We start from the raw sequence: 26,918 nt of genomic DNA, 5'->3' as shown, positions 1-26,918 counted from the left end.
CCTCCAAAAATGACAGAAGCAACTTTTTGATAGTAGCTCTCATTTACTAGAGGCTGTCAATACCTATTCGGTGACCATCGCGCGGCCCCGCTCATCCGGCGAAAAACCGACCGGATCGCATAGGCTCGCAGCCGATGAAAATCCGGGACTTTCGCCTACTCACCGCGGTCTGCCTCGGGTCCGCGCTGATCGTCGCCGCCGCATCGGGGCCGCAGGCACTCGCGGCGCCGAGCACAACGACCACGCCGTTCACCACCCCGAACACCGACGGCTGCCCGCAGAAGACGGCTCCGCCGCCACCGATCGACGAGTCCGAGGTGCCCGCGCCTGGGCAGCCGACCCCCAAGCCGCTGCTGATCCCCGCGCCGCCGATCGGCGGCGCCAGAATGGGCGAGTGCGGCCTGGTGCTGCCGAAGGGCGCACCGCCGGTGCCGCAGGACATTTCGGCGACGGCGTGGCTGGTCTCGGATCTGGACACCGGCGAGGTGCTCGCGGCCAAGGACCCGCACGGGCGCTACCGGCCGGCCAGCACGATCAAGGTGCTGCTCGCCACGGTCGCGCTGCGCGCGCTCGACCTGAACAAGGTGGTGACCGGCACCCAAGACGACGCGAACATGGACGGCACCAAGGTGGGCATCGGCCCCGGCGGGCGCTACACCAACCGCCAGCTCATGCAGGCGTTGATCATGGCGTCCGGCAACGACGCCGCGCACGCCATCGCGGTCCAGCTCGGCGGTGACGCGGCCACCGTGGCGAAGATGAATCAGCTGGCAGGTTCGTTGCGCGCCTTCGACACGCGCACCGCGAGCCCGTCCGGGCTCGACGGGCCCGGCATGAGCACCTCGGCCTACGACCTGGCACTGCTGTTCCGCGAAGCGCTGACGATCCCGCTGTTCGCCGAGTTGATCCACACCGAACAGGTCGACTTCCCCGGCTATCCGGCCGACCCGAAGATCACCGGCGACAAGGACCGCCCCGGCTTCCCGATCGGCAACGACAACCACCTGCTCTACGAGTACGACGGCGCGATCGGCGGCAAGACCGGATACACCGACGACGCGCGGCAGACCTTCGTCGCGGCGGCCAAGCGCGACGGCCGCAGGCTCGTGGTGACGCTGCTGAAAGCCGATGTGCAGCCGCTGCGCCCGTGGGAGCAGGCCGCCCACCTGCTCGACTACGGGTTCGCGCTACCGCGCGGCACCCAGGTCGGCAAGCTGCCCGACAAGAGCGCCGAGCCGCCGAATACCGCTGTGCCGCTTGCCTCGCCGCCACCGAAGGAGGACGACCAGGCGGGCGAGCAGCCCGCCCACGAGCAGCACGGCTCGGGAACGCGCACCGTGCTCGCGGTGGGCGGGATAATCCTCACGCTCGCACTGCTTTTGGGCGCGCGAAGGATCAACCGGCAGCGCCGCTGAACCCGGTCAGCGGCGACGCAGCCCGGAAAGCGCAAGCGCCACAAGGGCGCCCGCACCGAAGAAGGCGGCGCCCGCGCCCGTCGACAGCTCCCGCGCGGTGGCCCGCGGCCGGATGATCGCGGGCGGGGGCGGCGGGATATCGGCCTCGCGCAGGTTTTCCTTCGCCGTCGCCGCCCATGCGGTGGCGAACAGGATGATCCGATAGGTGATGTAGCTGAACACCATCAGGCCGATGATCGAGCCGAAGGTGGCGCCCGCCGGACTCTTCAGCACGACCTGCAGGTACAGCGACGCGAAGTACTTGAACACCTCGAAGATCACCGCGGCGATCAGCGCCGCCCTGGCCGCGCTGCGGAAGGTGACCGGTTCGCGCGGGAACCGCGCGATGATCCACACGAACACGGCCCAGCTGGCCAGCAGGCCGAGCAGCACCGAAACCAGGATCAGGAAAAGCCGCGCGCCGGGCAGGTGGGACAGGTGCATGCGGACGAGCAGCCGCGCGCCCAGGGTGCTCGACGCGAGCGCGGACAGCGCGGCCGAGACGATGAACGCCAGCGCGAGCCCGACCAGCGCGCCGAGGTCGGACAGCTTGGTCAGGAACCAATTGCGCTCCTGGGTCTTCTGATCCCACTGCTCGGTGAGCGCCGCGCGCAGGTTGGCGATCCAGCCGAGCCCGGCCCACGCGCCGACCAGCAGGCCGATCACGCCGACGCTGGTGCGTGAGTCGACGGCCTGATCGATGAGATCGTTGAGCTGGCCGCCCAGCGAGCCGGGAATGTTCTCGACGATCTTTTTCTGCAACTCGATGAGCAGATCGGGGTGGCGCGACAGCACGAACCCCGCGATCGCGAAACCGACCATCAGCAGCGGAAACAGCGATAGCACGGTGAAATACGTGATGCCTGCCGCGTAGAAGTCGCCGCGCTGCCGCTGATAACGGCCCGCGGCGCGGACCACGTGATCCAGCCACGGCCGCGCCTGGATCCAGCGTTCGATCCTGGCCTTCGTGTCATCGATCCACTGCACCCGCTCACCCCTTCGGATTGCCTCGCGGGTGAACGGGTCAGCGCGGCAAGAAACCGACCCGGTCGTAAACCTGTGCGAGGGTGTTGCCCGCGATCTCGCGCGCCCGCTCGGCCCCTGCGGCGAGGATGCGGTCGAGTTCGCCCTGATCCGACAAATACTCTTGCACCTTCGCCTGCAGTGGCGTGACAAATTCGACCAGCGCGTCGGCCACGTCGGACTTCAAATCGCCGTAGCCCTTGCCCGCGTAGTCCTGTTCGAGCGTGACGATCGCCGTACCGGTCAGCGAGCTCAGGATCACCAGCAGGTTGCTGATGCCCGGCTTCCGCTCCACGTCGTAGCGGATCTCGCGCTCGGTGTCGGTGACCGCGGAGCGCACCTTCTTGGCGGTGACCAACGGAGCGTCGAGCAGATTGATCAGGCCCGCGTCGCTGGACGCCGACTTGCTCATCTTCGCGGTCGGATCCTGCAGGTCGTAGATCTTCGCGGTGCCCTTGACGATGTGCGCCTCGGGCACAACGAACGTCTTCTTGTACCGAGTGTTGAAGCGCTGGGCCAGGTTTCGGGTCAGCTCCAGGTGCTGGCGCTGATCCTCGCCGACCGGCACCTGATGGGCGCGGTAGAGCAGGATGTCCGCGGCCATCAGCACCGGGTAGGTGAACAGGCCGACGGTCGCGTTCTCCGCGCCCTGCTTGACCGACTTGTCCTTGAACTGGGTCATCCGGCCGGCCTCGCCGAAGCCGGTGAGGCAGCTGAGCACCCAGGCCAGCTCGGCGTGCTCGGGCACCTGGCTCTGCAGGAACAGCGTCGACTTCTTGGGATCGATACCGAGCGCGAGCAGCTGGGCGGCCGCGGCCTTGATCTTGTGGCGCAGTTCCTTCGGATCCTGCGGCACGGTGATCGCGTGCAGATCGGGGATGAAGTAGAGCGAGTCGTACTCGTCCTGCATGCTGACCCAGTACTGCAGCGCCCCAAGGTAGTTGCCGAGATGGAACGAGTTGGCGGTGGGCTGGATCCCGGACAGGACGCGCTGCTTGCGCTCCGCGCCCGTGGCTGGTGCAGGACTGGACATGTCCCGATCTTGCCACGTGCCTCACGCGGTGTGTCGCGCCGCCCAGTTCCGCGAATCGACCCCGGGCATGCTCGGCCGCCCCGTACGCGCGAGGTCGTGTTCGCTCTGCGAGACCAGCTTGTAGACGGGCGCGCTCGGCCCGGCCAGCGTGCCGCGCAGCACCCGTGGCACCAGCGGCGGTGCGATGTGCGCGGCGCGGATGCCCTGGGCCAGCGTCCGGTAGGCGAGTTCCTCGGCCAGCCCCCAGCGCATGCCGTACATGCCGCGGATCCGCGCGGGCAGGCTGCCCTGCACCAGCAGATAGAACGCGGACACCACCTGGTGCACGCCGAGCCGCTGCCGGTAGGGCACCACCTGACCGGCCAGGTAGGAGCCGACCAGCTTGGCCTCGTCGGTGAGGAACAGCTCGTCCGAGGCGAGATAGGCGTCGAAGGAGTCACGGAATTCGCGATAGCTGCCCGGCGCGGCGGTGCGCGGCATGCCGAACAGCTCGGCCCAGCGGACGTAGTCCTGGTAGAGCCCCTCGCGCTCGCCGCCGGTCAGCTTGCGGACCAGCAGGTCGTGCATGACCTCGGCCGAATCGAAGGTGAAGGCCATGGTCATGTACATCAGGTGCGGGTCGTGCGCCGCGTAGGCGGTACCCGCTGGATGATGGGTGCCCGCGTCCTCGGGGAGCGTGCCGACGACCTTCGCATGCTTCCTGTGGGTGAAGGCCAGCGCGCGATCCGCCTCGTCCTTGCTGCCGAGGAAGACCGCCTCGAAGAGGTGACCGGTGAGCGCGAGCCGGGTGTAGGGCGTCATCCGGTGCTCGGTGTTCTCCGCGGTGCCGACGTAGAGCAGCGGATGCACCGCACCGATCACCAGGGCGCGCTGCCCGTAGGTCAGGCCGACCGCGCGCTTGCTCATGACGCGCCGCGCCATGGAGTTGTCGGCGAAATACCCGGGACCCGACATCACTGCCTCCTCGTCGAGGGGTGCGATGGACGCTGAGACCATCTGGCAACAGCATCCGCCAGATTGCCAATTCTGGCAAGACCCTCTGCCAGAATTGAGACGTGCCAGAATCGGGCTGTGGGTTCACAACGCACGTATGGCGGTATCTCCGCGGAGGCGCGGCGCGCGCAACGGCGCACCGCGCTGCTCGATGCCGCGCTGGAGATCGTCGGCACCCTTGGGCTCGCCAAGCTGACGGTGTCGGGGCTGACGGCGCAGGCCGGGCTCAACGAGCGCTACTACTACGAGAGCTTCGACAGCCGCGACGCCGTGCTGACCGCGCTGCTCGATCGCATCGCGGAGGAGCTCGCCGCCGCCATCGTCGAGGCGCTGCGCACCGCGCCGCCGGATACCAGGGGCACCGCCAACGCCGCGGTCGCCGCGGGCATCCACCTGCTCACCGACGATCCGCGCAAGGCGCGGGTCGCGCTGATCGCGGGCATGGCGACGCCGGAACTGCGTGCGCGCACCAACCAGACGGTGCGCGTATTCGCCCGCATGGTGGCCGCCGAGGGCAGCGACTTCTACGGCCTCGGTGACCGAGAACCCGACCCCGCCATCGACTTTCGCGCCACCTACCTGGTCGGCGGCCTGGTCCAGACCCTTACCGCGTGGCTGCAGGACGACCTGCCGATGACCCGCGACGAGCTCATCGAGCACACCACCGACATCTTCGTGCTACTGGGCGAGGACTTCGCCGCCCGGATGCGCGACAAGTAATCCCGAACGAGGCCTTCGTCGGCTATCCGACCTCCGGATCGGTGCGGAAATAGCCGATCACAGTTCGAGCGCGACCGCACGCAAGGTGCTCGGTTCGCCCTGGAGCACGACACGGAAGGCGATGGCGTGGCGGGCGAAGTACGTGGCGCAGTCCCGGACGGCCTCGGCGAACCACGGTCGCTCACCCGGCTGATCGGCGAGCAGGACGGACGAATCACGGATCACGGCAACGTATCCGGTGCCCTCGCCGACGAAATCGGGGAGATCGCGCAGGCATTCGTCGAAGGCGTCCTTGTTCGCGCCGAAGTAGTACGGGAACTGGAAGGCGGCGGCGAACTCGTCGAAAACGCCCGCGACGGTACGCATCTTGGCGCCGCGCAGCTCACGCAGCACATAATCCGACGGTGCGCGGTAGCGCACGGCGCTGAACTCGTCGGCGTCGAGGGCGAGCGCGCCGAGCACGGGCGGCGGCGCGGGCGGCGTGCCGCCCGCGATGGTCGCGGTGACGGCGGGGCGAGCCAGGAACTGCGACAACGGGATCGGCGTCGGCATCAGCGCATCCTCGTGAAGGTCTCGTAGTGGTCACCGGTGTACCAGGCCGATCCGTCGCTGCCGGTGACGATGCGTTCGGCATCCCTGGATTGCCCGCGTCGCTTGGGATTGACGTCCCACTCCTGATAGGTGACGCGCTTGCCCGCCGCGTCGGTGCGCGGCAGCGTCCCCGCACGATTCATCCACTGCTCACCGCCCTGGGTGCCCGGTGCGTTCGCCGAACCGGGCCAGCGGCCCGCATCGATCTCGGTCAGCGTCGCGTACGCGCGATCGGGCACGCCGGGTGCCCGCGCGACCGGAGCGCCGGTGCGTGGCGGGCCGTCGGGCGTGCGCGGCGGCGCGAGCAGCGCCGAACTCGTCGCGCGTGCCGTCGTGGTCACCGCGGACGTGGCCTTGTCGTCACCGCCGCGGTCACGCAGGAAGATCAGCGCGACGAGCAGCAGGAACACCACGCCGCCCAGCGTGGCGATGGTGCGCATCCGACCCGTCGGGCCGAGGTTCATCGGTATTGCACCGTGACCGGCGCGTGGTCGGACCAGCGCAGGGCGTAGGTGTCGGCGCGCTCGACCACCGCCTGCTTGGCCCGCCCGGCCACCTCGCCGCGGGCCAGCTGGTAATCGATGCGCCAGCCCGCGTCGTTGTCGTAGGCCCGGCCGCGATAGGACCACCAGCTGTACGGCCCCTCGACGCCCGGGTACAGGGTGCGCACCACATCGACGTAGCCCGCGGCGAGTATCTCGTCGATCCACGCGCGCTCGCCCGGCAGGAAGCCCGCGTTCTTCAGGTTGCCCTTCCAGTTCTTGATGTCGAGCTCGGTGTGCCCGATATTCCAGTCGCCGCTGATCACGAAGTCGCGCGTCTGCGCCTTCATCCGTGCGCCGACCTCGTGCAGGAAGCGGTACTTCTCCTCCTGCATCGGCGTATCCGCCTCGCCGGTGTGGACGTACACGCTGGCCACGGTCAGCTCGTCGAAGTCGGCCTCGATATAGCGGCCGGTGCCGCCGAATTCGGCGCTGGGGACCCAGCGTCCGTCCACCTCGCCGCCGATGCCGATCCGCACCGCGCTCGGCGGCCTGCGCGACAGGATGCCGACACCGGCTCTGCCCTTCGCGCCCGGCTCCGCGTGCGACAGATGCCAGCCCGCGTCGAGCGCGGGCGCGAGTGCGGCGCGGGTCTGCTCGTCGGTGGCCCTGGTCTCCTGGACGCAGATGATGTCCGCCTCGGTGGCGGCCAGCCATTCGAGCATCCCCTTGCCCGTTTTGCCAGTGGCCGCGCGGACCCCGTTGACGTTGACAGTCGAGATGATGTTCGGCACCTGACGACCGTACAATGCTGGTCAGATGAACCGCCCCGGACATCGCCGTCCAGGAAGGGGTGAATGACGATGACGTCGCACACCTCCAAGTCCCCCGCCGCCGCCAAGCGCGCATCCACCGCCGTGAAAACGCAGCGGCCGCAGCCGATCAAGGCGTTGCACCTGGGTTCCGGAGATCCGCTGCTGTTGTTGCACGGATTCATGGTGTCGCCGCACTGCTGGGAGCAGACGGCGACCAGGCTGGCCTCGCAGTGCGAGGTGTTCGCACCGGCCTTCGCGGGGCACTGGGGCGGCGGGCCGGTGGACCGCTGGTCGGTCGACGTGCAGGTGCTCGCCGACCGGATCGAGGATCAGCTCGACGAACTCGGCTGGCGCACCTGCCATATCGCGGGCAATTCGCTCGGTGGCTGGGTCGGCGTCGAGCTGGCGCGCCGCGGCCGGGCACGCACGCTGACGCTGATCGCCCCGGCGGGTGGCTGGCACAATCCCTCGCTCACCCAGCTGCGGATCGGCCTGAAATTCCTTTCGCTGCTCCCGATCGTCGAAATCGGTAAGCGGATCGGCGATTTCGTCGCCGACAACTACCTGGCGCAGCGCATGGCCCTGCTGCTGCTGAGCAAGAACGCCGCTGCCGTCTCCCGTCGCGAGGTGGCCGCGACCATCACCGCGACCTTCCACTGCGCCGCCATGGTCCCGATGATCCTCGGCAACCTGCGCGCGCCCGGCGTGGACGACCTGTCCACTCTCACCACGCCGGTGCGCCTGCTGCTGTGCGAATACGACCGGGTCATCCCGCCGCGCGTCTACGCCCGCCGCTACCTCAGGGAGCTGCCCGACTCGGCCGACCGCATCCTGGTCAACGGCGTCGGCCACGTCCCGATGCTGGAAGCGCCGGACCGCATGGCCACCCTCATCGCGGAGCACGTCTACGCGAGCCGCACCCACCTCCGCGCGGTCTGACACGGGGGATATCCACAGGTCAGGAAGTTATCCCCATTCACAGAAAGGGGTATGGGCGCGTCGCGGGAAGCCAATTACCGTTGCCGCCATGGCGATAACACAGCGCGATCACGAGATCACTCAACTACGTGGCGATGTCGATGGGCTGTACGACTTGACCAGCGCGGTCGACGAACGGTCCAAGCGGGCTCTGTGCCGGATCGGGGGCGTCGACGTGCGGCTACGGCGAATGCAGCGGTCGACCGGTTCGCAACTGGGCGTCGTCATCGCCACGCAGCGCATGCACGGCGACCGGCTCGACCGCATGGACGCCGAACTCCACCGCGTCTCCGACAAAGTCGACCACCTCGAAACCAGGTTCGACACACTGGAAACCAGATTCGACACACTCGAGGCCAGGTTCGACGGACTCGAAGCGCGATTCGACACACTCGAAGCACGATTCGATCGGCTCGAGGCCAGGGTCGACGATCTCGAGACAAGGTTCGACGGACTCGAAGCGAGGTTCGACGGACTCGAGACGAGGTTCGACAGCCTCGAAACAAAGTTCGACGGGCTCGACGCGAAGTTCCGAGGGCTCGGGGCACAGTTCAGCGGACTCGAAACGAAAGTCGAAGGGCTGACGGCGAAATCCGACCAGCTGGCGGTGAAGTTCGACGACATCGCCGAGACGGTCGGCGGAATTGTCGCGAAGCTCGGCGCCCTCGACACCATTGTCGAGCTGCTGCGGCGGCCGGGCTCGTCGCCGCTGTGAAGGCGTGTCACCCGGGCGGGCCAGGCCGCCCGGGCGGACCGGTCGTGCGGGAACGAAACCTACTGGCCCAGTAGGCCCTTGGCGATGTGGGTCACCTGGATCTCGTTGCTGCCCGCGTAGATCATCAGCGACTTCGCGTCGCGGGCAAGCTGTTCCACGCGGTACTCGGTCATATAGCCGTTACCGCCGAACAACTGCACGGCCTCCATCGCGACCTCGGTCGCGGCCTCGGAGGCGTACAGCTTCATCGCCGAGGCCTCGGCCAGCGTCGGCGGCTTGCCCGCGCGCCCGCGCTCCAGGGTGTTGAACACCATGTTCTGCACGTTGATCCTGGCGATCTCCATCTTGGCGAGCTTGAGCTGCACCAGCTGGAAACGGCCGATCTCCTGTCCCCAGAGCTTGCGGTTCTTGGCGTAGTCCAGGCAGAGCCGGTGGCATTCGTTGATGATGCCGAGCGCCATGAACGCGACACCGATGCGCTCGGCGGTGAAACTGGAGCGCGCACTGTCCCTGCCGTCGCCGCCACGGTGCTCCTCGGTCTCGCCGAGCAGCCGATCGCGGCCCAGGCGGACGTTGTCGAAGAACAGCTCCCCCGTCGGCGAGGCGTGCAAGCCCATCTTCTTGAACGGCTTGCCCTGGGTGAGCCCCTGCATGCCCTTGTCGAGCACGAAGGTCAGCACCTTGCGCTCGCGCTTGTCCCCGCCGTCGCCTTCGTCGAGCTTCGCGTAGACGATCATCACATCGGCGAACGGGCCGTTGGTGATGAACGTCTTCTGCCCGTTGAGCAGGTAGTCCTCGCCGTCGCGCCGGACATAGGTCTTCATGCCGCCGAATGCGTCCGAGCCCGAATCGGGTTCGGTGATCGCCCACGCCGCGAACTTCTTCGCGGTCACGATGTCGGCGAGCCAGCGTTCCTGCTGCGCCAGCGTGCCGCGCGACATGATGGTGGTGGCGCCGAGTCCGATGCTGACGCCCATCGCGGTGACCAAACCCATACAGACGCCCGACAATTCACCGATCAGCACCGCCATCAGCGATTCCTGACCGCTGAACGGGCTGCCGCCGCCGGAGGACTTCTTCCGCTCCGGAGCCGGTTCGCCCGCCGCGGCGGCCTCGGCCTTGGCGCGCTGCTTGGCAAGCAGCTTCTCGATGGCCTCGCCGCCCATGGCGTCGATCCCGAACTCGCTGAACAGCTTCCGGATGATCGGGTACGGCGTCAGCTCGCCGCTGTCGAGCGCGTCCAGATGCGGGCGGATCTCCTTGTCGATGAATGTCCGCACGGCATCGCGGATCATCACATCGGTCTCGGACCATTCGAACATCGTTGTTCTCCCCTCCGGGGATGGCAGCAGGCGGAGCTTGCGGAGCCTGCGGGGTGGGTAAACACAGCGTCAGGGCAGCCTGGCGGCAATGTCGTCGATGAGCCAGGGGCCATCGGCCTCGATCGTCTTGACGTCGTGCCAGCCGGCCAGCTCGGAGATCGCGCCGCCCTGCACGGCGAAGACCTTGCCGGTGATCGCGCACTTGTCCGAGGCCAAGTATGCGACCAGCGGGGAGATGTTGGCCGGACTGAAGGCGTCGAATTCGCCCTCCTCCAGGTATTCGGCCTCCGCGGCCATCATCTCGCCCATACCCGGAGTGGCCAGGGTGAGCCGGGTGCGCGCGATCGGGGCGATCGCGTTGACCCGGACGCCGTAGCGCGCGAGCTCGTCGGCGGCGACCAGGGTGAGCGCGGCGATACCCGCCTTGGCCGCACCGTAGTTGCCCTGCCCCGCGTTCGGCACGGTGGTGCCGGAGGCCGACGCCGTGTTGATCACGGCGGCATTCGGCTGGTTGCCCGCCTTGCTCTGGTCCTTCCAGTACGCGGCGGCGTGGTGCAGCACCGCGGCGTGCCCCTTCAGGTGCACCGCGACGACCGAATCCCACTGCGCCTCGTCCATGCCCGCGATGAACGCATCGCGCAGGATGCCCGCGTTGTTGACCACGATGTCGAGCCCGCCGAGCTGCGCAATCGCCTGCTCGACAACGCTTTTCGCACCGTCCCAGGTGGCGATGTTGTCGGTGTTGGCGATCGCCTTGCCGCCAGCGGCCACGATCTCGTCCGCGACCTGCTGCGCCGGACCGGCATCGATGCCCTCGCCCGCATTGCTGCCACCGAGGTCGTTGACGACGACGGCCGCGCCCTCGCGGGCGAACAGCAGCGCGTGCTCGCGTCCGATGCCGCGCCCCGCGCCGGTGATGACGGCGACTTTTCCTGCCAAAGCACCCATGTGCGTGTTCCTGTCTCTGTGTGGTCAGTCGGCGATCTCGGCCAGGCCGTCGCTGAGGACGACGTCTTCGCCGCGCACGGTTTCGAAGGCGTAGGTGCTGACCCCGTTCGCGGAGCCGACCCGCCAGATCCGGGTCTCCAGGTCGTCGCCGGGGAGGACCATCTTGGCGAAGCGCACCGCGAATCGCTTCAGCCGGTGCACATCCGAGCCCGCCACCTCGGTGAGCACCGCCCACGAGGCGAAGGCCATGGTGCACAGGCCGTGCGCGATGATGCCGGGCAGGCCCGCGTCCTTGGCGACCTGCTCATCCAGGTGCAGTGGCACCGGATCGCCGGAAGCCGGTGCGTAGCGGAAGGTTTGGTCGTCGTCGACGTGCTGGGCCACCACGGCGACCGGATCGCCGGTGCGCAGGTTCTCGTCGAACTTGTGCGCAGGCGCGGCGATTCCGACGGATTTGCCCGCGTCGATGGCACGGAAGAAGGCGGTCAGGTACTGCTCGTTGACCAATTCCCCTTCCGCGGTGCGGCATTCGATGAGGATGGTGATGGTGGTGCCATTGGCGAGGCTGGTGTAGCCGATCGCCTTGGCCCGCGAAACCAGCCGGTCGCCCGGCGCGATCGCGCGATGGAAGTGGAAGTCCTGCTCGCCGTGCACGACCCGGCCGAAGATGTCCATCGGGGCGACGTCGATGACCGGCATCATCATCGCCTCGAAGACCGGGACGATCGCGAAGACCGGCGAGGCGACCTTGCCGGCCAGGTGCGCTTCGACGGGATCGTTGGTCGCGGCCGCGTATTCGGCGATCCGCTCGCCGGTTACCTCGAACTGTTCGTCGTCACACCAGGTTTCGAGTCCGCTGTCGTCGAACTCCACCAACCGGGACGCGGTGGTCTCCGCTGTCATCGCGCTCTCCTTGTCACACTCGGCGGCTCAGGCCGCGACGGCCAGCGCGTCGAGCTGCTCGAGCGTCTTGTCGAGCTGCTTGAGGCCGTCCTTCTCGACCGCCTTGCCGAGCGCGCCCTTGATCAGCGCGCCCTCGAATTCACCGGATACCGACACGGTGGCGCCGCCGCCCTCCCTCGGCTGGATGTCGAAGGTGAATTCGGTCTTCACACCGGCCATTCCGGTGCCGCCGAGGGTGAGCTTGCTCGGCGCGTCGACCGCGACGACAACCCACTCCATCTTGTTCGCCATGCCGAGCATGACGATCTTCGCCACCAGCTTGGACCCCTCGGCCAAGACGGCGGGCGGCTCCTCCATGAAGCGCTCGTGGATGGAGAACCACTTGTCCCAGGTCTGCGGGTCGGCGACGACTGCCCACAGCGCCTCGGGGGTGGCGTTGACGTCCTTGGTTGCTTCGATGTGGCCCATGGTGTTTCTCCTGAAACGGTTGTGGTGGAACGGATTCAGCGCTCGGCGCGCTGGTAGGCGGTGACCACCGCCGCGCCGCCGAGGCCGATGTTGTGCTGCAGCGCGGCGGTGACGTTGTCCACCTGCCGCTTGTCGGCGGTGCCACGCAGCTGCCAGGTGAGCTCGGAGCACTGCGCCAGGCCCGTCGCACCGAGGGGGTGCCCCTTGGAGATCAGGCCGCCGGACGGATTGACGACCCACTTGCCGCCGTAGGTGGTCTGGTTCTCGTCGATGAGCCTGCCCGCCTCGCCCTCGGCACACAGGCCGAGCGCCTCGTAGGTCAGCAGCTCGTTGGCGGAGAAGCAGTCGTGCAACTCGATGACCTGGAAGTCCTCGGCGCCGAGCCCCGCCTGCTCGTAAACCTTGCGCGCGGCTCGGACATTCATGTCGTAGCCGATCAGGTTCTTGGCGGTGCCGTCGAAGCTGGACTGGAAGTCGGTGGTCATCGCCTGGCCTACGATCTCCACCGCCTGCCCGGCGAGGCCGTGCTTGTCCACGAACGCCTCGCTGGCGAGGATGACCGCGCCGGAGCCGTCGGAGGTCGGCGAGCACTGCAGCTTGGTCAGCGGGTCGTAGATCATCCGCGAGCCGAGGATGTCGTCGAGGGAGTACTCGTCCTGGAACTGCGAGTACGGGTTGTTCACCGAGTGCTTGTGGTTCTTGTAGCCGATTTTGGCGAAATGCTCCGGGGTGGAACCGTATTGCTTCATGTGCTCACGGCCCGCCGCGCCGAACATCCACGGCGCCACCGGGAAGAGCACCTCGGAGATCTCCGCGAGCGCCATGATGTGCTTGGCCATCGGCTGTTCGCGGTCGTCCCAGGTGGATCCGAGCGACCCGGGCTGCATCTTCTCGAAGCCGAGCGCCAGCGTGCAGTCGGCGAGGCCGCCCCGGATCGTCTGCGCCGCGAGGTAGAGCGCGGTGGAGCCGGTCGAGCAGTTGTTGTTGACGTTGACCACCGGGATGCCGGTCATGCCGAGCTCGTAGACCGCGCGCTGGCCGGAGGTGGACTCACCGTAGACGTAGCCGACGTAGGCCTGCTCGACCTGGCGGTAGTCGATGCCCGCGTCCGCGAGCGCCTTCGTGCCCGATTCGCGCGCCATATCCGGGTAGTCCCAGTCGCTGCCGTCCTCGTTCTTGCGACGGCCCGGCTTCTCGAACTTCGTCATGCCGACGCCGACGACGTAGACCTTGTTCGCCATCGAACTCCCTCACGTTTGGCCGTCCGCCCCCGGGACGAACGACGGTGGACGATCCGTCGGATCGAACTGCAAACAAACATACAGAGCTGTATGTAACTGCGCAAGAGATTCACCCAGGGGCCCCGCCTCCATTGATCAATGCCGAGGCCGTTGCGATGTGGTCGCCACATACAGCTGGATGTGTATGTGCAGCCAGTTGACGCTGGTAGACCGCCTCGCCGCCACGAAGCCGCCGACCGCGCGAGCGGCATCGCCGCCGATCCCTGTGACCCCCCTCACGTTCCGAGCGGACGTAACAGCGACGTAATAGCCGGGAAATTCCCCGACCACAACCGTGGGCGAACTTCTAAGGGTTGTTGTTTTACCTGGTGGGGTTGAGGAGAAGAACGTGGTCGAAGTCGATACCCGGCCGTCGGATTCCGACGGGATCGCGGCGGCGAAGGAAACCCTGGAGGACTACACCCTGCGCTTCGCACCGCGCAGCTACCGCAAGTGGACCCCGGCCGTGGTCGGCATCTCGGCCCTAGGCGGCATCGCCTACCTGGCCGACTTCGCGATCGGCGCGAACATCGGCATCGCGCACGGCACCGGAAACGCGTTGCTCGGCATCGGCATCTTCGCGATCGTCGTGATGCTCACCGGCTTTCCGCTCGCCTACTACGCCGCGCGCTACAACATCGACCTCGACTTGATCACGCGCGGTAGCGGATTCGGCTACTACGGGTCGATCGTCACCAACGTGGTGTTCGCGTCGTTCACCTTCATCTTCTTCGCGCTCGAGGGGTCGATCATGGCCCAGGGCCTGAAACTCGGCCTCGGCGTGCCGCTGTGGCTCGGCTATCTGGCCTCGACGCTGATCATCTTCCCGCTGGTCATCTACGGCATGAACACGCTGTCCAAGCTGCAGGTGTGGACGACGCCGCTGTGGCTGCTGCTGATGGTGCTGCCGTTCGGCTTCCTGCTGGTGCGCCACCCGGATTCGGTGTCCTCGTTCTTCGCCTACGGTGGCGAGAACGGTTCCGGTGTCAGCGTTTCCGGCACGCTGCTGGCCGCAGGCGTATGCCTGTCGCTGATCGCGCAGATCGCCGAGCAGATCGACTATCTGCGTTTCATGCCGCCGCGCACGCCGGAGAACGCGCGCAAGTGGTGGGGCTGGATGCTGCTCGCCGGTCCGGGCTGGGTGCTGTTCGGCGCGGCCAAGCAGGTGGTCGGGCTGTTCCTCGCGGTGTACCTGATCGCGAATCTGCCTGCCGCGCAGGGCATCGCGAACCAGCCGGTCCATCAATTCCTGGAGATCTACCGCGATATGGTGCCGGGCTGGCTGGCCATGACGCTGGCCGTCGTGCTCGTGGTGATCAGCCAGATCAAGATCAACGTGACCAATGCCTACTCCGGCTCGCTGGCCTGGACCAACTCCTACACCCGGGTCACCAAGACCTACCCGGGCCGGCTGGTCTTCCTCGCGGTGAACCTGGTGATCGCGCTGATCCTGATGGAAGCCAACATGTTCGACTTCCTCAACAACATCCTCGGCTTCTACGCCAACTGCGGCATCGCCTGGATCGTCACCGTGGCAACGGATATCGCGGTGAACAAGTACCTGCTGAAGATCTCGCCGAAGACCCCGGAGTTCCGGCGCGGCATGCTCTACGACTTCAACCCGGTCGGGCTGGTCGGCTTCGGGCTCTCGGCGCTGCTGTCGATCATGACGTTCTTCGGCCTGTTCGGTGAGCTGCTGAAGCCGTACTCGCCGATCGTGGCGGTGGTCGTCTCCTTCGTCGCGACACCGCTGACCGCGATCGCCACCAAGGGCAAGTACTACCTGCGCCGCGCCGACGACGGCATCGACCTGCCGATGTTCGACGAGCACGGCAACCCGTCGGGCGAGACGCTGACCTGCCACGTCACCGGGATCGAGTTCGAGCGCCCGGACATGATCGCCTCGGCGGTACCCGGCCCGGCGGGCGAGATCCAGTACATCAGCTCACTGGCGCTGTCCACGGACAAGCACGGGGTGCACCTGCTGCCCAGGCAGTAAACAGCCGACAGCGGCCGCCGGGCGAATCGCCCGGCGGCCGCTGTCGTATCTATCGGCCCGTCTCTAACGGTCCACGGCGCTTATTCGTCGCCGCCGCACTGACAGGGCCCACCCGACTGGCAGCCGCACTGGCAGCTCGGATCGCAGTCGCATCCGTTCTCATCGCGCGTCGAAGCATGCAGGTTCATGATCAAATCTCTTCTCTCAGTTCCCTCGGCGTCATGCTCTGCCGGTCACCGGCGTTGGTGACCGGCACATGCTAATCCTCGGCACCGGCGAACACCGCGACTATTCGATGATCCGCATGCCGGGCAGCGCGGCCTCGGCGATACCGCGCAGATGCGCCGACGCCCGCCGCCAGCGCCGATGCGCCCGCTCGGTGTCCGGATCGATGAAGTTCGAGACCAGAATGCCGCGCAGTGCGTCCATCGCGGTGTAGATGAAATCGCGAGCTTCCTTGCGCCGCATCTCATCCGGCACGAACCGGGCGACCGCCATCAGCACCGCGTTGTTGACGAACGGCTCCACCTTCTCCATCGCCGAGGCGAGCACCGGATCGGTGCGCCCGGCCACCCACAGCTCCGCCGTCGCGATGAACAGCGGCCCCTGATGTAGCTCCCACAGGAAGTCCAGGGCGGCGCCGACCGGATCGTCGCCGGTCTGCACCTTGGCCATCTCCCGCATCGCGGTCTCCGCGCGCAGCTGCGCCAGATGGCTGATGGCGGCCACCACCAGGTCGGTCTTGGAGCCGAAGTGATGCACCTGCGCGCCGCGGGTGACCCCGGCCCGCTCGGCGACCCGCGGTGTCGTCGTGCCCGCGTAGCCGTATTCGACCAGGCAGTCGATGGTCGCGTCGAGCAGCCGCGTGCGCATCTCGGTGCTGCGCTGCTCCTGGGTGCGGCGCTGCTGTTTCGCGACCTCGATCCGTGCCATCCGGCGATTCTACGCTTACATACAGTCCTGTATGTTGATGCGCTCCGGCGCGTCCCCCGGCCCGGAGGGCGTGGTCAGGGTTTCCGGCCCGCGTAGGCGAACAGCTGCCGGTGCGGTGGCGCGTCGAGCGGCGCCGCCAGTTCGGGACCGAACATGCCGGGCCGGCGAAAGCTGTCGAAGTCCACGTCGCGCATCATCGACAGCAGTTCCGCGCACAACCGCTGATCGACCAGATCGTCACGGCCCGTGGCGATCGCGAGATCGACACCGTGCACGACGAGCTCGGTGAGATGGATGACCGCGGCGAAAGGGCCGGGCACCGTGCCGAAGCCGAGCCGCACCGCGGTTTCGAGGACGTCGGGGCGGCGCCATGCGGCACGGTCGAGCTCCGCCGCGGCGGTGTAGGCCCCGTGCGGATCCGTGCCGAGCCAATCCGATTCGTGCTCGGCGCCGGGATCTTCGCCGCACAGCTGCGCGGCGAAGATCCGCATCCCGCCGACCAGGTGATTGAGTTCCGTTCGCAGGTCCCAGTTTTCGCAGGGCGATGGGGTGTCGAGCTGTTCGGCGGTGATGGCGCCGACAACGGCCGCGGTCATGGTGATGGCTCGATCGATGCGGTCGATGGTGGTCATCGTCTTACTCCAAAGATGGTGATCGCCTGCGGAATCAGTTCGGGAGGAGGATGTCGTCGAGCCAGTCGCAGATGCGGGCGAACGCCAACCGCGCCGCGCCGGATTGGCAGTGCGCGTCGCCACCGAGCTCGGGGCCGAACTCCAGCAGCGTCTTCGAGCAGGTCAGGTGCGCGTAGAGCTGTTCGGGTTGCCCCGCGAAGAAGCCGTCGGCGGCACCGGCGCAGACCAGGGTGGGGCAGCTGATCTTTTCCGCGATGCCCTCACGCACGTGGTAATCGAGGTAGGAGGCGGCGAACGCACGTGGCGTATCGACCCCCATGACGTACATGCCGTGCGAAAACGCCCAGCGCATCACCGGATTGGCGGCCATCGCACCGGCGAGAGCGGCGTCGATCTCGGCATCCTCGGGAGCACGCAGCCTGCGCACGACCTCGGCGCGGTCGCCGGGAACAGCCGCCCCGGCGATAGCACCGAGGTCGTAGACCCCATCGACGGCGATGAGGGCGGCGACGCGCTGATCGAAGGCCGCGGCACGCGGGGCGAGCACACCGCCCATGCTGACGCCGAGCAGCGCGATCCGGTCGGCGTCCACCTCGGGACGCTCGATGACGAAGTCGAGCACCGGGCCGACCACGTGCTCCCAGTCCGGACGGAAGGTGAGGCCGTGGTGGTGCCGCGTCCCCGGCTGGCCGGGGCCGTCGAAGGTGAGCACGTTGTAGCCGCGTTCGATGGCTGCGGCCGCGCCGAAGAAGTGCATCTCCTCCGCGGTGCCGTCGAATCCGTTGTGCATCACCAGGGTCGGCCTCGGCGCGCCCGAGGCGTCGGCGCGGTAGAAGTAGCCGGGCAAGGTGGTGCCCTCGTACGGGATCCGCACCGGCTCGATCATCGGATCCGATAGTTCGGCCGCCGCGGCGAAGCAGGCGACCGAGGCGTCGTAGGCATGGGTGATGCGCGGGTCGGCGGGGTTGCCGTGCAGGAAGAACTCCGCGGACCGGTAGTAGTTCGACGCGCGCAGGAAACCGTCCCTGGCGCTCACCCGGTGACCACCCGCCAGCGACTTGCGCGCCTCGGCGGCGACCAGGTCGGCGGTGGCCAGCCATTCGTCGTGCCAGCTGTCGTAGTCACCCTCGGTGATCCGCTGCACGGTCACCACGATCTCGCCGAAATCGGCTCCGCCGTAAGCGATATGACCGAACGAGCGCAGTGTCTCGTACCAGAACGAGTGGTCGTTGGGGAAGAAGATCGGTTCCATGCCCTGCTCCTAAACGCAGTTCGTAGCGGCGTTAAAACGAGATTAGGCGCAACCGACTGCAAACGCAAGTGTCAGCTGCGTTAAAGTGGGGACATGACAGAAGAACCCCGTACCCGCCCAGGTGGGCGCAGTGCCCGAGTGCGCGCGACGGTGCACCAGGCGGTCACCGAACTGGTCGCCGAACGCGGGTACGGCAACTTCACCGTCGGCGAGGTCGCGGCGCGGGCCGGGGTGGCCGACACCAGCATCTATCGGCGATGGGGCAATCTCGAGGCGCTGGCCATGGAGGTGGCGGTCGACCGGCTCAGCACCGAGTCATCGATACCGGACACCGGCAGCCTCGACGGCGACCTACGGGCCTACGCCGTCCAGGCGGCGCGAGATGTCAGCGGCCCCAACGGATTGGCGCTGCTGCGCACGATCCTCGCGCTGCTCGACACCGGAACGGCGGGCATGCGCGCCCGCGACCAGTTCCTCGCCGAACGGGCGAACCAGCTGCAGCGCATGCTCGATCGGGCCCGCGCACGCGGCGAGCAGGCGCCCGAGGTCATCGAGGTGGTGGACTTCATCCTGGCGCCCATGTACATCCGGGTCCTGTTCGGCATCGGTTCGCTCACCACCGACTACGCCGAGACGCTCGTCGACCGGCTATTGCAGGCCGGTGCGAACGAGTGAGCTGCGGCGGGTGGCCGCGCGTGCGGTCCAGACCGTGATGGCGAACAGCACCACGCCGACCACCGCGAGCCCCGCACCCACCGTGGCGGGGGCCGTGTAGCCGAGACCGGCGGCGATGACCAGGCCACCGAGCCAGGCGCCCGCGGCGTTCGCGATGTTCAGCGCGGCATGGTTGAGCGCGGCGGCGAGGGTTTGCGCGTCGGCGGCGACATCCATCAGCCGCGTCTGCAAACCGGGAGCAAGCGAGGCGCCCGCCGCGCCGACCAGGAACGCGCCGAGCGCGGCGGTATACGGATTGTGCGCGGCCGCAACGAAACCGGCGAGGATGACGGCCATCGCGATCATCGACACGAAGATCGAGCGGTCGACGCCGCGGTCGGCGAGCACGCCGCCGACGATATTGCCGACCACCATGCCGACACCGAACAGCGCGAGCACCAGCGGGACCAGGCCTGCCTTCATGCCCGCCACATCGGTGAGGGTGGTGGTGATGTAGGTGTAGACGGCGAACATGCCGCCGAAGCCGATCGCGCCGACCAGCAGGGTCAGCAGCACCTGCGGGCGCCGCAGGGCACCGAGTTCGGTCATCGGGTTGGTCGTCTTGATGCCGGTGAGTTCCGGCACGAAGCGAATGAGCGCGGCCACCGTCGCGACGCCGATCACCGCGACGACCACGAAGGCATTGCGCCAGCCGAGGTGCTGGCCGAGCCAGGTCGCGGCGGGAACGCCGACGACGTTGGCGGCGCTCAGGCCCAGCATAACCGCAGCAACCGCTTTCGCCCGCTGCCCCACCGGCGCGAGCGTGGCGGCCGCCAGCGAGGCGACACCGAAGTACGCGCCGTGCGGCAGCCCGGAGACGAACCGGGCGAGCACCAGCGTTTCGAACGAGGGCGCGACAACCGAGAGCGCGTTACCCACGGTGAACGCCACCATCAGTAGCACGAGCAGTTTCTTGCGCGGCACCCGCGCGCACAGCGCGGCGATCAGCGGAGCGCCGATCACCACACCGAGCGCGTAGGCCGACACCGCGTGTCCCGCGGTCGGCTCGGACACTCCCACGGCGTGCGCGATATCCGGCAGCAAACCCATGGTGACGAATTCGGTGGTACCGATCCCGAACCCGCCGAGCGCGAGCGCGAGCATGGCGGGGATATGCCAATCCGTCCGCTCGGCCTCAGGGCGTGCGGGATCAAGAGTGGCTACGGGACTGGTCACATATTTATGAAACCGGCCGATGGGAGGTTTCGCTTCCCGAGCAAACGTGAGTTCGGACACCATGCCGTTAAGAAATCGTGCAGGTCAGCGGCCTAATTCACGCAATTCGGGCGAACCGGAGCACCCGCCGGTTCTCGCCCGGACTTCGGCGCGGTCGCACATCCGCTGTGCGACCGCACGCCTGACCGGTAGGTGCTACTGACAGTTCGCCGGGCCCTGGTTCATCATCACGAGCTTCAGGATCGTGCACACGATCGACTGCGCGGACGAGCCGGTGCCATCGGCCACCTCGGTCGCGGACGCGGCGGTGGGCCGCGAGACGACCTCGGCCTGCGCGGGCGCGAGCGGCAGTAACACGGCACCGAACACGAGCGCGCCGACGGTGAGGCGGGAGACCAGCTTCATTGTGAATATGCCTTTCTGACAATGCTTTTCGGGTCTTGCAGAACGGGCCCACTGGATAGTCGACCACCGGGGACGGCTTGTTACACGCACCCTTCACTTCCCCATCGAGAGCCGGTGCGGAGGTCGACCGCGGACGATAAGCTCGTTGTAAGCGATTGCCAGGCGGGCGAAAATAGGCTCCGGTCATCGGAAATCAACTGTCACGCGCCGCATTCCTGCGCGGCGCCCTCGGGGTGGGAGCGGCCGCGGTGGTCGGCTCCGGATCGGGCGTGCTCGCCGGCCACGCCATGGCAGCGCCGGGAGATCCTGTCCCCGTGGGAGATTGGGATGGTCTGCGCGCCGCAGTGCGCGGGCGTGTTGTATTGCCCGGCGAGGGCGGCTTCGCAACGGCCAAGCAGCTCTTCGATACTCGGTTCGACGCAGCCGCGCCGGTCGCGGTCGTACAGGTGACGAGCGAGCAGGATGTGCAAGCGGCAGTGGACTTCGCCGGTGCGCACGGTCTCACCGTCACGGTACGAAGTGGCGGGCACTCCTATGTCGGCGCGTCCGCGGCCGATTCGACGCTGGTCATCGATATGCGCGGGCTGAACGACGTCCGCTACGAAACCGGCAGCGGGTCATCGGGTTCGGCGGTGGTCGGGGGTGGTGCTTCGCTGTACGCGGTCCACCAGCGGCTCGCGGAATCCGGGCAGACGCTGCCGCTGGGCAGTTGCGCGACGGTGTCCACCGGACTGACCCTCGGCGGCGGTGTCGGCGTCGAATCACGCAGGTACGGACTGTCTTGCGATCGACTGGAGCGGGCAAGGCTCGTCCTCGCCGACAGAAAACTGGTCGAGGTCTCGGCGACGAATCAGCCGGATCTGTTCTGGGCGCTACGCGGCGGTGGCGGCGGACAGGTCGGCGTCGTCACCTCGCTCACCTACCGGACGTGCCCGGCGATCACCAAAGACATTGTGCAGCTCACCTTTCCCGGTGCTGCGGTGGCCCGTGTGCTCACCGGATGGGCCGATTGGCTACGCACCACCGACCGGGACACCTGGGCCAATATCGTGCTCGGCGCGAACGGCGCGGGCGGCGTCACCTGCCGGGTGCTGCTCGTCTGCCCGGCGGGCAAGGGCGATCCCGCGACCACGACGCTCGCCGCCGCCACCGGCGCGGTACCGCTGACCACGAACCGCCGCACATTCCAGCACCTCGACGCGGTGCGGTTCCTCGCGGGCGACACCGACCCACCGCGCACCGTCTTCGTCGCGGGTTCCGATGTGGTGCCCGAGCTTTCCATCGAGGTCGCCGCGGCCGTCGCCGAAACACTCGGGGACCGTTCGCGTTCCGGGCTGAGCGGCGGCGTGATCCTCGATCCACTGGACGGCGCGGTGCAGGACATCCCGATCGGCGACACGGCCTTCCCCTGGCGCAAACACACCGCGGTCATGCAGTGGTTCGTCGCCGAGCCGAACGATCCCGGCGAAGCGGCCCACTGGATCACCACCGCCCACGATCGCCTCGGCGCCCACTCGGTCGGCGGCTACGTCAACTACCTCGAGCCCGGCTACACCCCCCGCCGCTACTTCGCCGAAAACCTCGACCGCCTGCGCCGCATCCGCGCCGTCACCGACCCCGTCGACCGCTTCCGCTCCTCCCCCGCCCTCTGGTAACCACGCCCCGCGCGGCGTGACCTCCCGCGCACCGATTCCGCCGCCGCGCACCCGTTTTCGCGGCGATCTGTGACGGCCGGTGCGATCCACGCGCGGCAACGCGAAACATCCGTGGCGAGAGTCGTGCGGGGTGCTGCGGATACAGCTCGGGCACCCGTCCCACCGGATCGGTGGCGCGGGTGCCCGTTCAGTGTCGCCCGGCGCTGGGTTCGGTCCCAGCGCCGGGATCGGGTCGAGCGTTTCAGCTCGCCCCAGTGGCTCAGCGCAGCGCGCGAGCCAGGTTCGCGTCGAGCGCGCCGAGGAATTCCTCGGTGGACAGGTAGCCCTGATCGCCGCCGACGAGCAGCGCCAGGTCCTTGGTCATCTGGCCGCCTTCGACGGTCTTGATGACGACATCCTCGAGTGCCTGCGCGAAGCCGATCACCTCGGGGGTGTTGTCCAGCTTGCCGCGGTGCTCGAGCCCGCGCGTCCAGGCGAAGATCGACGCGATCGGGTTGGTCGAGGTCGGCTTGCCCTGCTGGTGCTGACGGTAGTGCCGGGTGACGGTGCCGTGCGCGGCCTCCGCCTCACAGGTACGGCCGTCCGGGGTGAGCAGCACCGAGGTCATCAGGCCGAGCGAGCCGAAGCCCTGCGCCACGGTGTCGGACTGCACGTCGCCGTCGTAGTTCTTGCAGGCCCAGACGTAGCCGCCCTCCCACTTCATGGAGGAGGCGACCATGTCGTCGATCAGGCGGTGCTCGTAGGTCAGGCCCGCCGCGTCGAACTGGGTCTTGAACTCGGCGTCGAAGATCTCCTGGAAGGTGTCCTTGAACATGCCGTCGTAGGCCTTCAGGATGGTGTTCTTCGTGGAGAGGTACACCGGGTAGTTCTGCTGCAGGCCGTAGTTGAACGACGCGCGCGCGAAATCGATGATCGAATCGCGGAAGTTGTACATGCCCATGACGACGCCGCCGTCCTCCGGCATCTTCACGACCTCGTGCTGGATCGGCTCGCTGCCGTCCTCCGGGGTGAAGGTGACGGTGACCGTTCCGGCCTGGTACACCTTGAAATCGGTGGCGCGGTACTGGTCACCGAAGGCGTGGCGGCCGATGATGATCGGCTTGGTCCAGCCGGGCACCAGGCGCGGCACGTTGGAGATGATGATCGGCGCGCGGAAGATGGTGCCGCCGAGGATGTTGCGGATCGTGCCGTTGGGCGAACGCCACATCTTCTTCAGGCCGAATTCCTCGACCCGGGCCTCGTCCGGGGTGATGGTGGCGCATTTCACGCCGACGCCGTACTTCTTGATGGCGTTGGCCGCGTCGATGGTGACCTGGTCGTCTGTCTTGTCCCGGTACTCGATGCCGAGGTCGTAGTACTCGAGGTTCACGTCGAGATACGGATGGATCAGCTTGTCCTTGATGAACTGCCAGATGATCCGGGTCATCTCGTCGCCGTCGAGTTCGACGACGGTGCCTTCAACCTTGATCTTGGACATGGATCTTCGTGTCCTCCTAGGATGGTGCCCTCATTGCACGGCCAGGCGAACACGCTTGTGAGCGGACCCCAGCTGTTCCAACAGACAACGTATATGCCACGCGTTGTCGGCGAGGCATGTGGTGCAAACAAGACAAGCGTACTGCTGCTAACGATCTCCTCGCGCGGGGAGCCCGAGTTACTCGCAAGTAAGCAGCGAGTACTCGCCGCGCCGTCATCGAGACGACAACCAAGACTCCCATAACCCGCTGGTAAAAGACGAGGTCCGCATCACAAGTGATGCGGACCTCGTACCGTACTGTCGTCAGACTCCGACGTGGATCGGGCGCGCCCCGTCCTCGGCGCCCTCGATCAAGCTCGACGGCTTGTCCCGGATCATGAACGCGATCACCGGCACGGCGGCGAGGAAGAATCCGGCGCCGACGTAGAACGCCACGTCGTAGCTGTGGATCGAGGCGCGGGCGATCAGGTTGTCGATCGTCGCGTGACCCTCGGCGTAGGACTTGGCGGCCTGCACCGAGATCGTGGTCAGCAGCGCGGTGCCGACCGCGCCGCCCACCTGCTGCGCCGCGTTGAGCAGCGCGCTGGCCACGCCCGAGTCCTCCTCCTCGACCTGGTGCAGCGCCACCGTCTGCATGCCGACGAACAGCGGGCCCATGCCGAGCGCGATCAGCACCTGGGCGGGCAGCACGCTCGCCGCGTAGCTGTCGCCGTAGCCGAGCTGGGCGAGGAACAGCAGGCCTGCCACGCCGAGCACGGCGCCGACGACCATCAGCGGCCGCGGGCCGAACTTGGGCAGCAGCGCGCTGGTGATGCCCGCGGAGATCGCGATGCCCGCCGGGAACGGCAGGAAGGCGAGGCCCGCCTTCATCGACGAGTATCCGAGCGTGACCTGGAAGTAGTAGCTCAGGAACAGGAACATCGCGAACATGGCGATGGGCACGAGCAGCGCGGCGAGGAAGGCGCCGCCACGGTTGATCTCACCCGGAATGTGCAGTGGCAGCAGCGGATTCGCCGAACGCCGTTCGATCGACACGAAGGCGGCGAGCAGCGCGACACCGACGACGAGCAGGCCGAGGGTACTGCCGGCCAGCCAGCCGTCCTCCGCGGCGCGGGTGAAGCCGAACACGATCGCGATCAGGCCGAGCGTCACGGTGACCGCGCCAGGCACGTCGTAACCGCCGGTCCGCGGAGCGGGCACATCCTTCACCACCCACGCCAGCGCACCGATCAGGGCGAGCAGCGCGATCGGGGTGTTCACCAGCAGGCACCAGCGCCACGAGGCGTATTCGGTGAGCGCGCCACCGGCGATCAAGCCGAGCGCCGCGCCGCCCGCGGAGATGCCCGCGAACACACCGAACGCCTTCGCGCGCTCACCGGGCTCGGTGAAGGTCACCGAGAGCAGCGACAGCGCCGCAGGCGCGAGCAACGCCGCGAACGCGCCCTGCAGCGCACGCCCGGCGAACATCTCGATGCCGTTCTGCGCCAAGCCGGCCAGCGCGGACGCCGCCGCGAAGCCGACGAGACCGACGATGAAGATCTTGCGCCTGCCGACGTAGTCGGCGAGGCGGCCGCCGAGCAGCAGCAGGCCGCCGAAGATCAGCGTGTACGCGGTGAGCATCCACTGCTTGTTGCTGTCGCTGATGTCGAGGTCGTGCTGCGCGAACGGCAGCGAAATGGTCACGATGGTGGCGTCGAGCACCACCATGAGCTGGGCCAATGCGATGACCCCCAGGGCGAACCAGCGCGCCCTGCTGTCTTGCTTCCCCGGAACTGCCCCCACCGGTGCGGTCTCCGCCACCTTCGTCTCCTCATCTCTCACTTACCGAGCCATACTGTCATTTGGCGACATTTGTCGTCAAGAGCAAAATGTCAGCCTCAGACATTTGACGGTTACGGACAGAAGAACGGCCGGTTGCGATAGGCTGTGCGCATGCTCGAGTCACCAGCGCAGACCGGCGAGAGCGTCATCGCGGACCCGACCGCGAGCGCCGAGAACACCGCCGCCGACCAGCCAGCAGCAAATCGAAAGCAACCCATCGGCCCGGTCGGCGACCAGCCCGCACAGCTCGGCCTGCGTGAACGCAAGAAGCAGCAGACCCGCACGCGGATCATCGAGGTGGCACTCGATCTCTGCGCCGCGCACGGCTTCGACGCGACGACACTCGAGCAGATCGCCAACGCGGCCGATATCTCCGCGCGCACCATCAACCGGTACTTCGAGACGAAAGAGGACATCATCCTCGGGCCGGTCTTCGACTTCGGCCGCGAGGTCGCCGAGGCGCTGCGCGGGCTACCGCCGCGCGACAACCAGCTGGAGTCGCTCTGCGAGGCCTTCCTACAGGTGGTCGATCGGGCCGCGCTCGGCGAGGGTCCGGTGCCGTTCCGGCAGTTCCAGCAGCTGCAGCGGATCATGCGCGCCACACCGTCGGTGGCCGCGCGGCAGCACGAATTCGTCGAATCCAAGAACGCGGCGCTCACCGACGTACTCGCCGAACGGCTCGGCGTCGCGCGCGACGCGATGTCGGTGCGGATGGTCCTGTCCACCTGGCAGCTGATCGGCCAGCTCGGCATGGAGTGCTCCGTCGACGCGGTGATCGCCACCGATCTGCCCAATGCGGCCGAGGCCGCTCGTTCCGCGCTCACGACCGCCTACGACGAGTTCGTGCGTAGCTGTGGCGGGGCACGACCCGTCGACGCGTTCGTGAAATAGCGGACAGATTTCGATCGTCGCGCCGCCGCCGGTTACCATGTGCGTCAGGTCATGAGTGCCAGCGCGAAGCCCCGGCTCGCTGGTCGGCAACCCTCCAGCTGCGGTGGGGTGCTCCGGGTGATGACCGGGCTCCCGATGGTCGGGAGCAAGCGCGCTGTCAGGAGGTTCGTCGAAATGTGTTGTTGTCCACACACACCTCGATAACAGACCTTCCTGCGCACACATCAGTTGGAGTTGA

The 26,918-nt window shown here is 67.5% G+C and carries 26 protein-coding genes and 1 riboswitch; of the genes, 8 read left to right on the top strand and 18 right to left on the bottom strand.

The window, feature by feature from the left end; all coding sequences use genetic code 11:
- Positions 1 to 134 precede the first annotated feature (134 nt).
- Complete coding sequence (locus ACIG5A_RS18790) at positions 135 to 1,415, top strand: D-alanyl-D-alanine carboxypeptidase family protein (RefSeq protein ID WP_397241469.1); 1,281 nt, start codon at positions 135 to 137, stop codon at positions 1,413 to 1,415.
- A gap of 6 nt (positions 1,416 to 1,421) precedes the next feature.
- Here the strand turns inward: ACIG5A_RS18790 and yhjD are convergent, their stop codons facing one another.
- The 3 genes from yhjD to ACIG5A_RS18775 are packed head-to-tail and all read right to left on the bottom strand — an operon-like array spanning position 1,422 to position 4,506.
- Positions 1,422 to 2,441 carry an inner membrane protein YhjD gene (gene yhjD / locus ACIG5A_RS18785; RefSeq protein WP_397241468.1) on the bottom strand — a complete coding sequence of 340 codons (1,020 nt, stop codon included), beginning with the start codon at positions 2,439 to 2,441 and terminating at the stop codon, positions 1,422 to 1,424.
- A gap of 37 nt (positions 2,442 to 2,478) precedes the next feature.
- Positions 2,479 to 3,510 carry a tryptophan--tRNA ligase gene (gene trpS, locus ACIG5A_RS18780; RefSeq protein WP_397241467.1) on the bottom strand — a complete coding sequence of 344 codons (1,032 nt, stop codon included), beginning with the start codon at positions 3,508 to 3,510 and terminating at the stop codon, positions 2,479 to 2,481.
- Between the two features lie 21 nt (positions 3,511 to 3,531).
- Positions 3,532 to 4,506 (bottom strand): oxygenase MpaB family protein, encoded by a 975-nt coding sequence (locus tag ACIG5A_RS18775; protein ID WP_397241466.1) that lies wholly within the window; start codon positions 4,504 to 4,506, stop codon positions 3,532 to 3,534.
- Positions 4,507 to 4,581: 75 nt separating this feature from the next.
- Between ACIG5A_RS18775 and ACIG5A_RS18770 the strand changes: the two genes are divergently transcribed.
- Positions 4,582 to 5,223, top strand: a complete 642-nt coding sequence (locus tag ACIG5A_RS18770) for a TetR/AcrR family transcriptional regulator (protein WP_397241465.1) — start codon at positions 4,582 to 4,584, stop codon at positions 5,221 to 5,223.
- 57 nt (positions 5,224 to 5,280) lie between these two features.
- Here the strand turns inward: ACIG5A_RS18770 and ACIG5A_RS18765 are convergent, their stop codons facing one another.
- The 3 genes from ACIG5A_RS18765 to ACIG5A_RS18755 are packed head-to-tail and all read right to left on the bottom strand — an operon-like array spanning position 5,281 to position 7,090.
- Entirely contained in the window at positions 5,281 to 5,775 is a 495-nt protein-coding gene (locus ACIG5A_RS18765) for a barstar family protein (protein ID WP_397241464.1), read from the bottom strand.
- Entirely contained in the window at positions 5,775 to 6,278 is a 504-nt protein-coding gene (locus ACIG5A_RS18760; protein ID WP_397241463.1) for a ribonuclease domain-containing protein, read from the bottom strand. Before ACIG5A_RS18760 ends, ACIG5A_RS18765 begins: the two co-directional genes overlap by 1 nt.
- Complete coding sequence (locus tag ACIG5A_RS18755) at positions 6,275 to 7,090, bottom strand: exodeoxyribonuclease III (protein ID WP_397241462.1); 816 nt, start codon at positions 7,088 to 7,090, stop codon at positions 6,275 to 6,277. Before ACIG5A_RS18755 ends, ACIG5A_RS18760 begins: the two co-directional genes overlap by 4 nt.
- A gap of 63 nt (positions 7,091 to 7,153) precedes the next feature.
- On the opposite strand from ACIG5A_RS18755, the gene ACIG5A_RS18750 reads away from it, so the two are divergent.
- Entirely contained in the window at positions 7,154 to 8,050 is an 897-nt protein-coding gene (locus ACIG5A_RS18750) for an alpha/beta fold hydrolase (RefSeq protein WP_397241461.1), read from the top strand.
- Positions 8,051 to 8,138: 88 nt separating this feature from the next.
- On the top strand, positions 8,139 to 8,804 hold the full coding sequence (locus tag ACIG5A_RS18745; RefSeq protein ID WP_397241460.1) for a hypothetical protein: 666 nt from the start codon (positions 8,139 to 8,141) through the stop codon (positions 8,802 to 8,804).
- Between the two features lie 59 nt (positions 8,805 to 8,863).
- Here ACIG5A_RS18745 and ACIG5A_RS18740 read toward each other — a convergent pair whose 3' ends face one another.
- The 5 genes from ACIG5A_RS18740 to ACIG5A_RS18720 form a co-directional block, all read right to left on the bottom strand.
- Complete coding sequence (locus tag ACIG5A_RS18740) at positions 8,864 to 10,126, bottom strand: acyl-CoA dehydrogenase family protein (protein WP_397241459.1); 1,263 nt, start codon at positions 10,124 to 10,126, stop codon at positions 8,864 to 8,866.
- Between the two features lie 69 nt (positions 10,127 to 10,195).
- Positions 10,196 to 11,074 carry an SDR family oxidoreductase gene (locus ACIG5A_RS18735; RefSeq protein WP_397241458.1) on the bottom strand — a complete coding sequence of 293 codons (879 nt, stop codon included), beginning with the start codon at positions 11,072 to 11,074 and terminating at the stop codon, positions 10,196 to 10,198.
- Positions 11,075 to 11,098: 24 nt separating this feature from the next.
- On the bottom strand, positions 11,099 to 11,977 hold the full coding sequence (locus tag ACIG5A_RS18730; protein ID WP_397241457.1) for a MaoC/PaaZ C-terminal domain-containing protein: 879 nt from the start codon (positions 11,975 to 11,977) through the stop codon (positions 11,099 to 11,101).
- 27 nt (positions 11,978 to 12,004) lie between these two features.
- Entirely contained in the window at positions 12,005 to 12,445 is a 441-nt protein-coding gene (locus ACIG5A_RS18725) for an SRPBCC family protein (RefSeq protein WP_397241456.1), read from the bottom strand.
- A gap of 35 nt (positions 12,446 to 12,480) precedes the next feature.
- Positions 12,481 to 13,686, bottom strand: a complete 1,206-nt coding sequence (locus tag ACIG5A_RS18720) for a lipid-transfer protein (RefSeq protein ID WP_397241455.1) — start codon at positions 13,684 to 13,686, stop codon at positions 12,481 to 12,483.
- Between the two features lie 388 nt (positions 13,687 to 14,074).
- Here ACIG5A_RS18720 and ACIG5A_RS18715 point away from each other — a divergent pair, with 388 nt between their 5' ends.
- On the top strand, positions 14,075 to 15,724 hold the full coding sequence (locus tag ACIG5A_RS18715; protein ID WP_397241454.1) for a purine-cytosine permease family protein: 1,650 nt from the start codon (positions 14,075 to 14,077) through the stop codon (positions 15,722 to 15,724).
- 288 nt (positions 15,725 to 16,012) lie between these two features.
- On the opposite strand, the gene ACIG5A_RS18710 is transcribed toward ACIG5A_RS18715, so the two are convergent.
- The 3 genes from ACIG5A_RS18710 to ACIG5A_RS18700 all read right to left on the bottom strand — a co-directional run bounded on the left by ACIG5A_RS18710 (position 16,013) and on the right by ACIG5A_RS18700 (position 18,541).
- Positions 16,013 to 16,657 (bottom strand): TetR/AcrR family transcriptional regulator, encoded by a 645-nt coding sequence (locus ACIG5A_RS18710; RefSeq protein ID WP_397241453.1) that lies wholly within the window; start codon positions 16,655 to 16,657, stop codon positions 16,013 to 16,015.
- 74 nt (positions 16,658 to 16,731) lie between these two features.
- Positions 16,732 to 17,289: a TIGR03086 family metal-binding protein gene (locus tag ACIG5A_RS18705; RefSeq protein WP_397241452.1), complete on the bottom strand. Its 558-nt coding sequence runs from the start codon at positions 17,287 to 17,289 to the stop codon at positions 16,732 to 16,734.
- Positions 17,290 to 17,323: 34 nt separating this feature from the next.
- Complete coding sequence (locus ACIG5A_RS18700) at positions 17,324 to 18,541, bottom strand: alpha/beta hydrolase family protein (RefSeq protein WP_397241451.1); 1,218 nt, start codon at positions 18,539 to 18,541, stop codon at positions 17,324 to 17,326.
- Positions 18,542 to 18,634: 93 nt separating this feature from the next.
- Between ACIG5A_RS18700 and ACIG5A_RS18695 the strand changes: the two genes are divergently transcribed.
- Positions 18,635 to 19,216 (top strand): TetR/AcrR family transcriptional regulator, encoded by a 582-nt coding sequence (locus ACIG5A_RS18695; protein ID WP_397241450.1) that lies wholly within the window; start codon positions 18,635 to 18,637, stop codon positions 19,214 to 19,216.
- Here ACIG5A_RS18695 and ACIG5A_RS18690 read toward each other — a convergent pair.
- Positions 19,190 to 20,359, bottom strand: a complete 1,170-nt coding sequence (locus tag ACIG5A_RS18690) for an MFS transporter (RefSeq protein WP_397241866.1) — start codon at positions 20,357 to 20,359, stop codon at positions 19,190 to 19,192. The two genes, ACIG5A_RS18695 and ACIG5A_RS18690, sit on opposite strands and share 27 nt — an antisense overlap.
- Before the next feature lie 267 nt (positions 20,360 to 20,626).
- The gene (locus ACIG5A_RS18685; RefSeq protein WP_397241449.1) at positions 20,627 to 20,836 is read right to left on the bottom strand and encodes a hypothetical protein; all 210 of its coding nucleotides are present in this window, start codon (positions 20,834 to 20,836) and stop codon (positions 20,627 to 20,629) included.
- A gap of 314 nt (positions 20,837 to 21,150) precedes the next feature.
- Here ACIG5A_RS18685 and ACIG5A_RS18680 point away from each other — a divergent pair, with 314 nt between their 5' ends.
- Positions 21,151 to 22,491, top strand: coding sequence for an FAD-binding protein (locus tag ACIG5A_RS18680; protein WP_397241448.1), 1,341 nt, complete (start codon positions 21,151 to 21,153; stop codon positions 22,489 to 22,491).
- 259 nt (positions 22,492 to 22,750) lie between these two features.
- Here ACIG5A_RS18680 and ACIG5A_RS18675 read toward each other — a convergent pair whose 3' ends face one another.
- A complete protein-coding gene (locus tag ACIG5A_RS18675; protein WP_397241447.1) occupies positions 22,751 to 23,968 on the bottom strand; it encodes an NADP-dependent isocitrate dehydrogenase in 1,218 nt (405 codons plus the stop codon).
- Positions 23,969 to 24,271: 303 nt separating this feature from the next.
- The gene (locus ACIG5A_RS18670) at positions 24,272 to 25,768 is read right to left on the bottom strand and encodes an MFS transporter (protein ID WP_397241446.1); all 1,497 of its coding nucleotides are present in this window, start codon (positions 25,766 to 25,768) and stop codon (positions 24,272 to 24,274) included.
- 132 nt (positions 25,769 to 25,900) lie between these two features.
- On the opposite strand from ACIG5A_RS18670, the gene ACIG5A_RS18665 reads away from it, so the two are divergent.
- A complete protein-coding gene (locus ACIG5A_RS18665) occupies positions 25,901 to 26,680 on the top strand; it encodes a TetR/AcrR family transcriptional regulator (RefSeq protein ID WP_397241445.1) in 780 nt (259 codons plus the stop codon).
- A gap of 47 nt (positions 26,681 to 26,727) precedes the next feature.
- Positions 26,728 to 26,838: riboswitch (SAM riboswitch) on the top strand.
- Positions 26,839 to 26,918 lie beyond the last annotated feature (80 nt).

Origin of the sequence: Nocardia sp. NPDC052566 (assembly GCF_044547285.1) — a bacterium.
Taxonomy (GTDB): Bacteria; Actinomycetota; Actinomycetes; order Mycobacteriales; family Mycobacteriaceae; genus Nocardia.
This window is presented reverse-complemented; position numbering and strand designations above follow the sequence as displayed.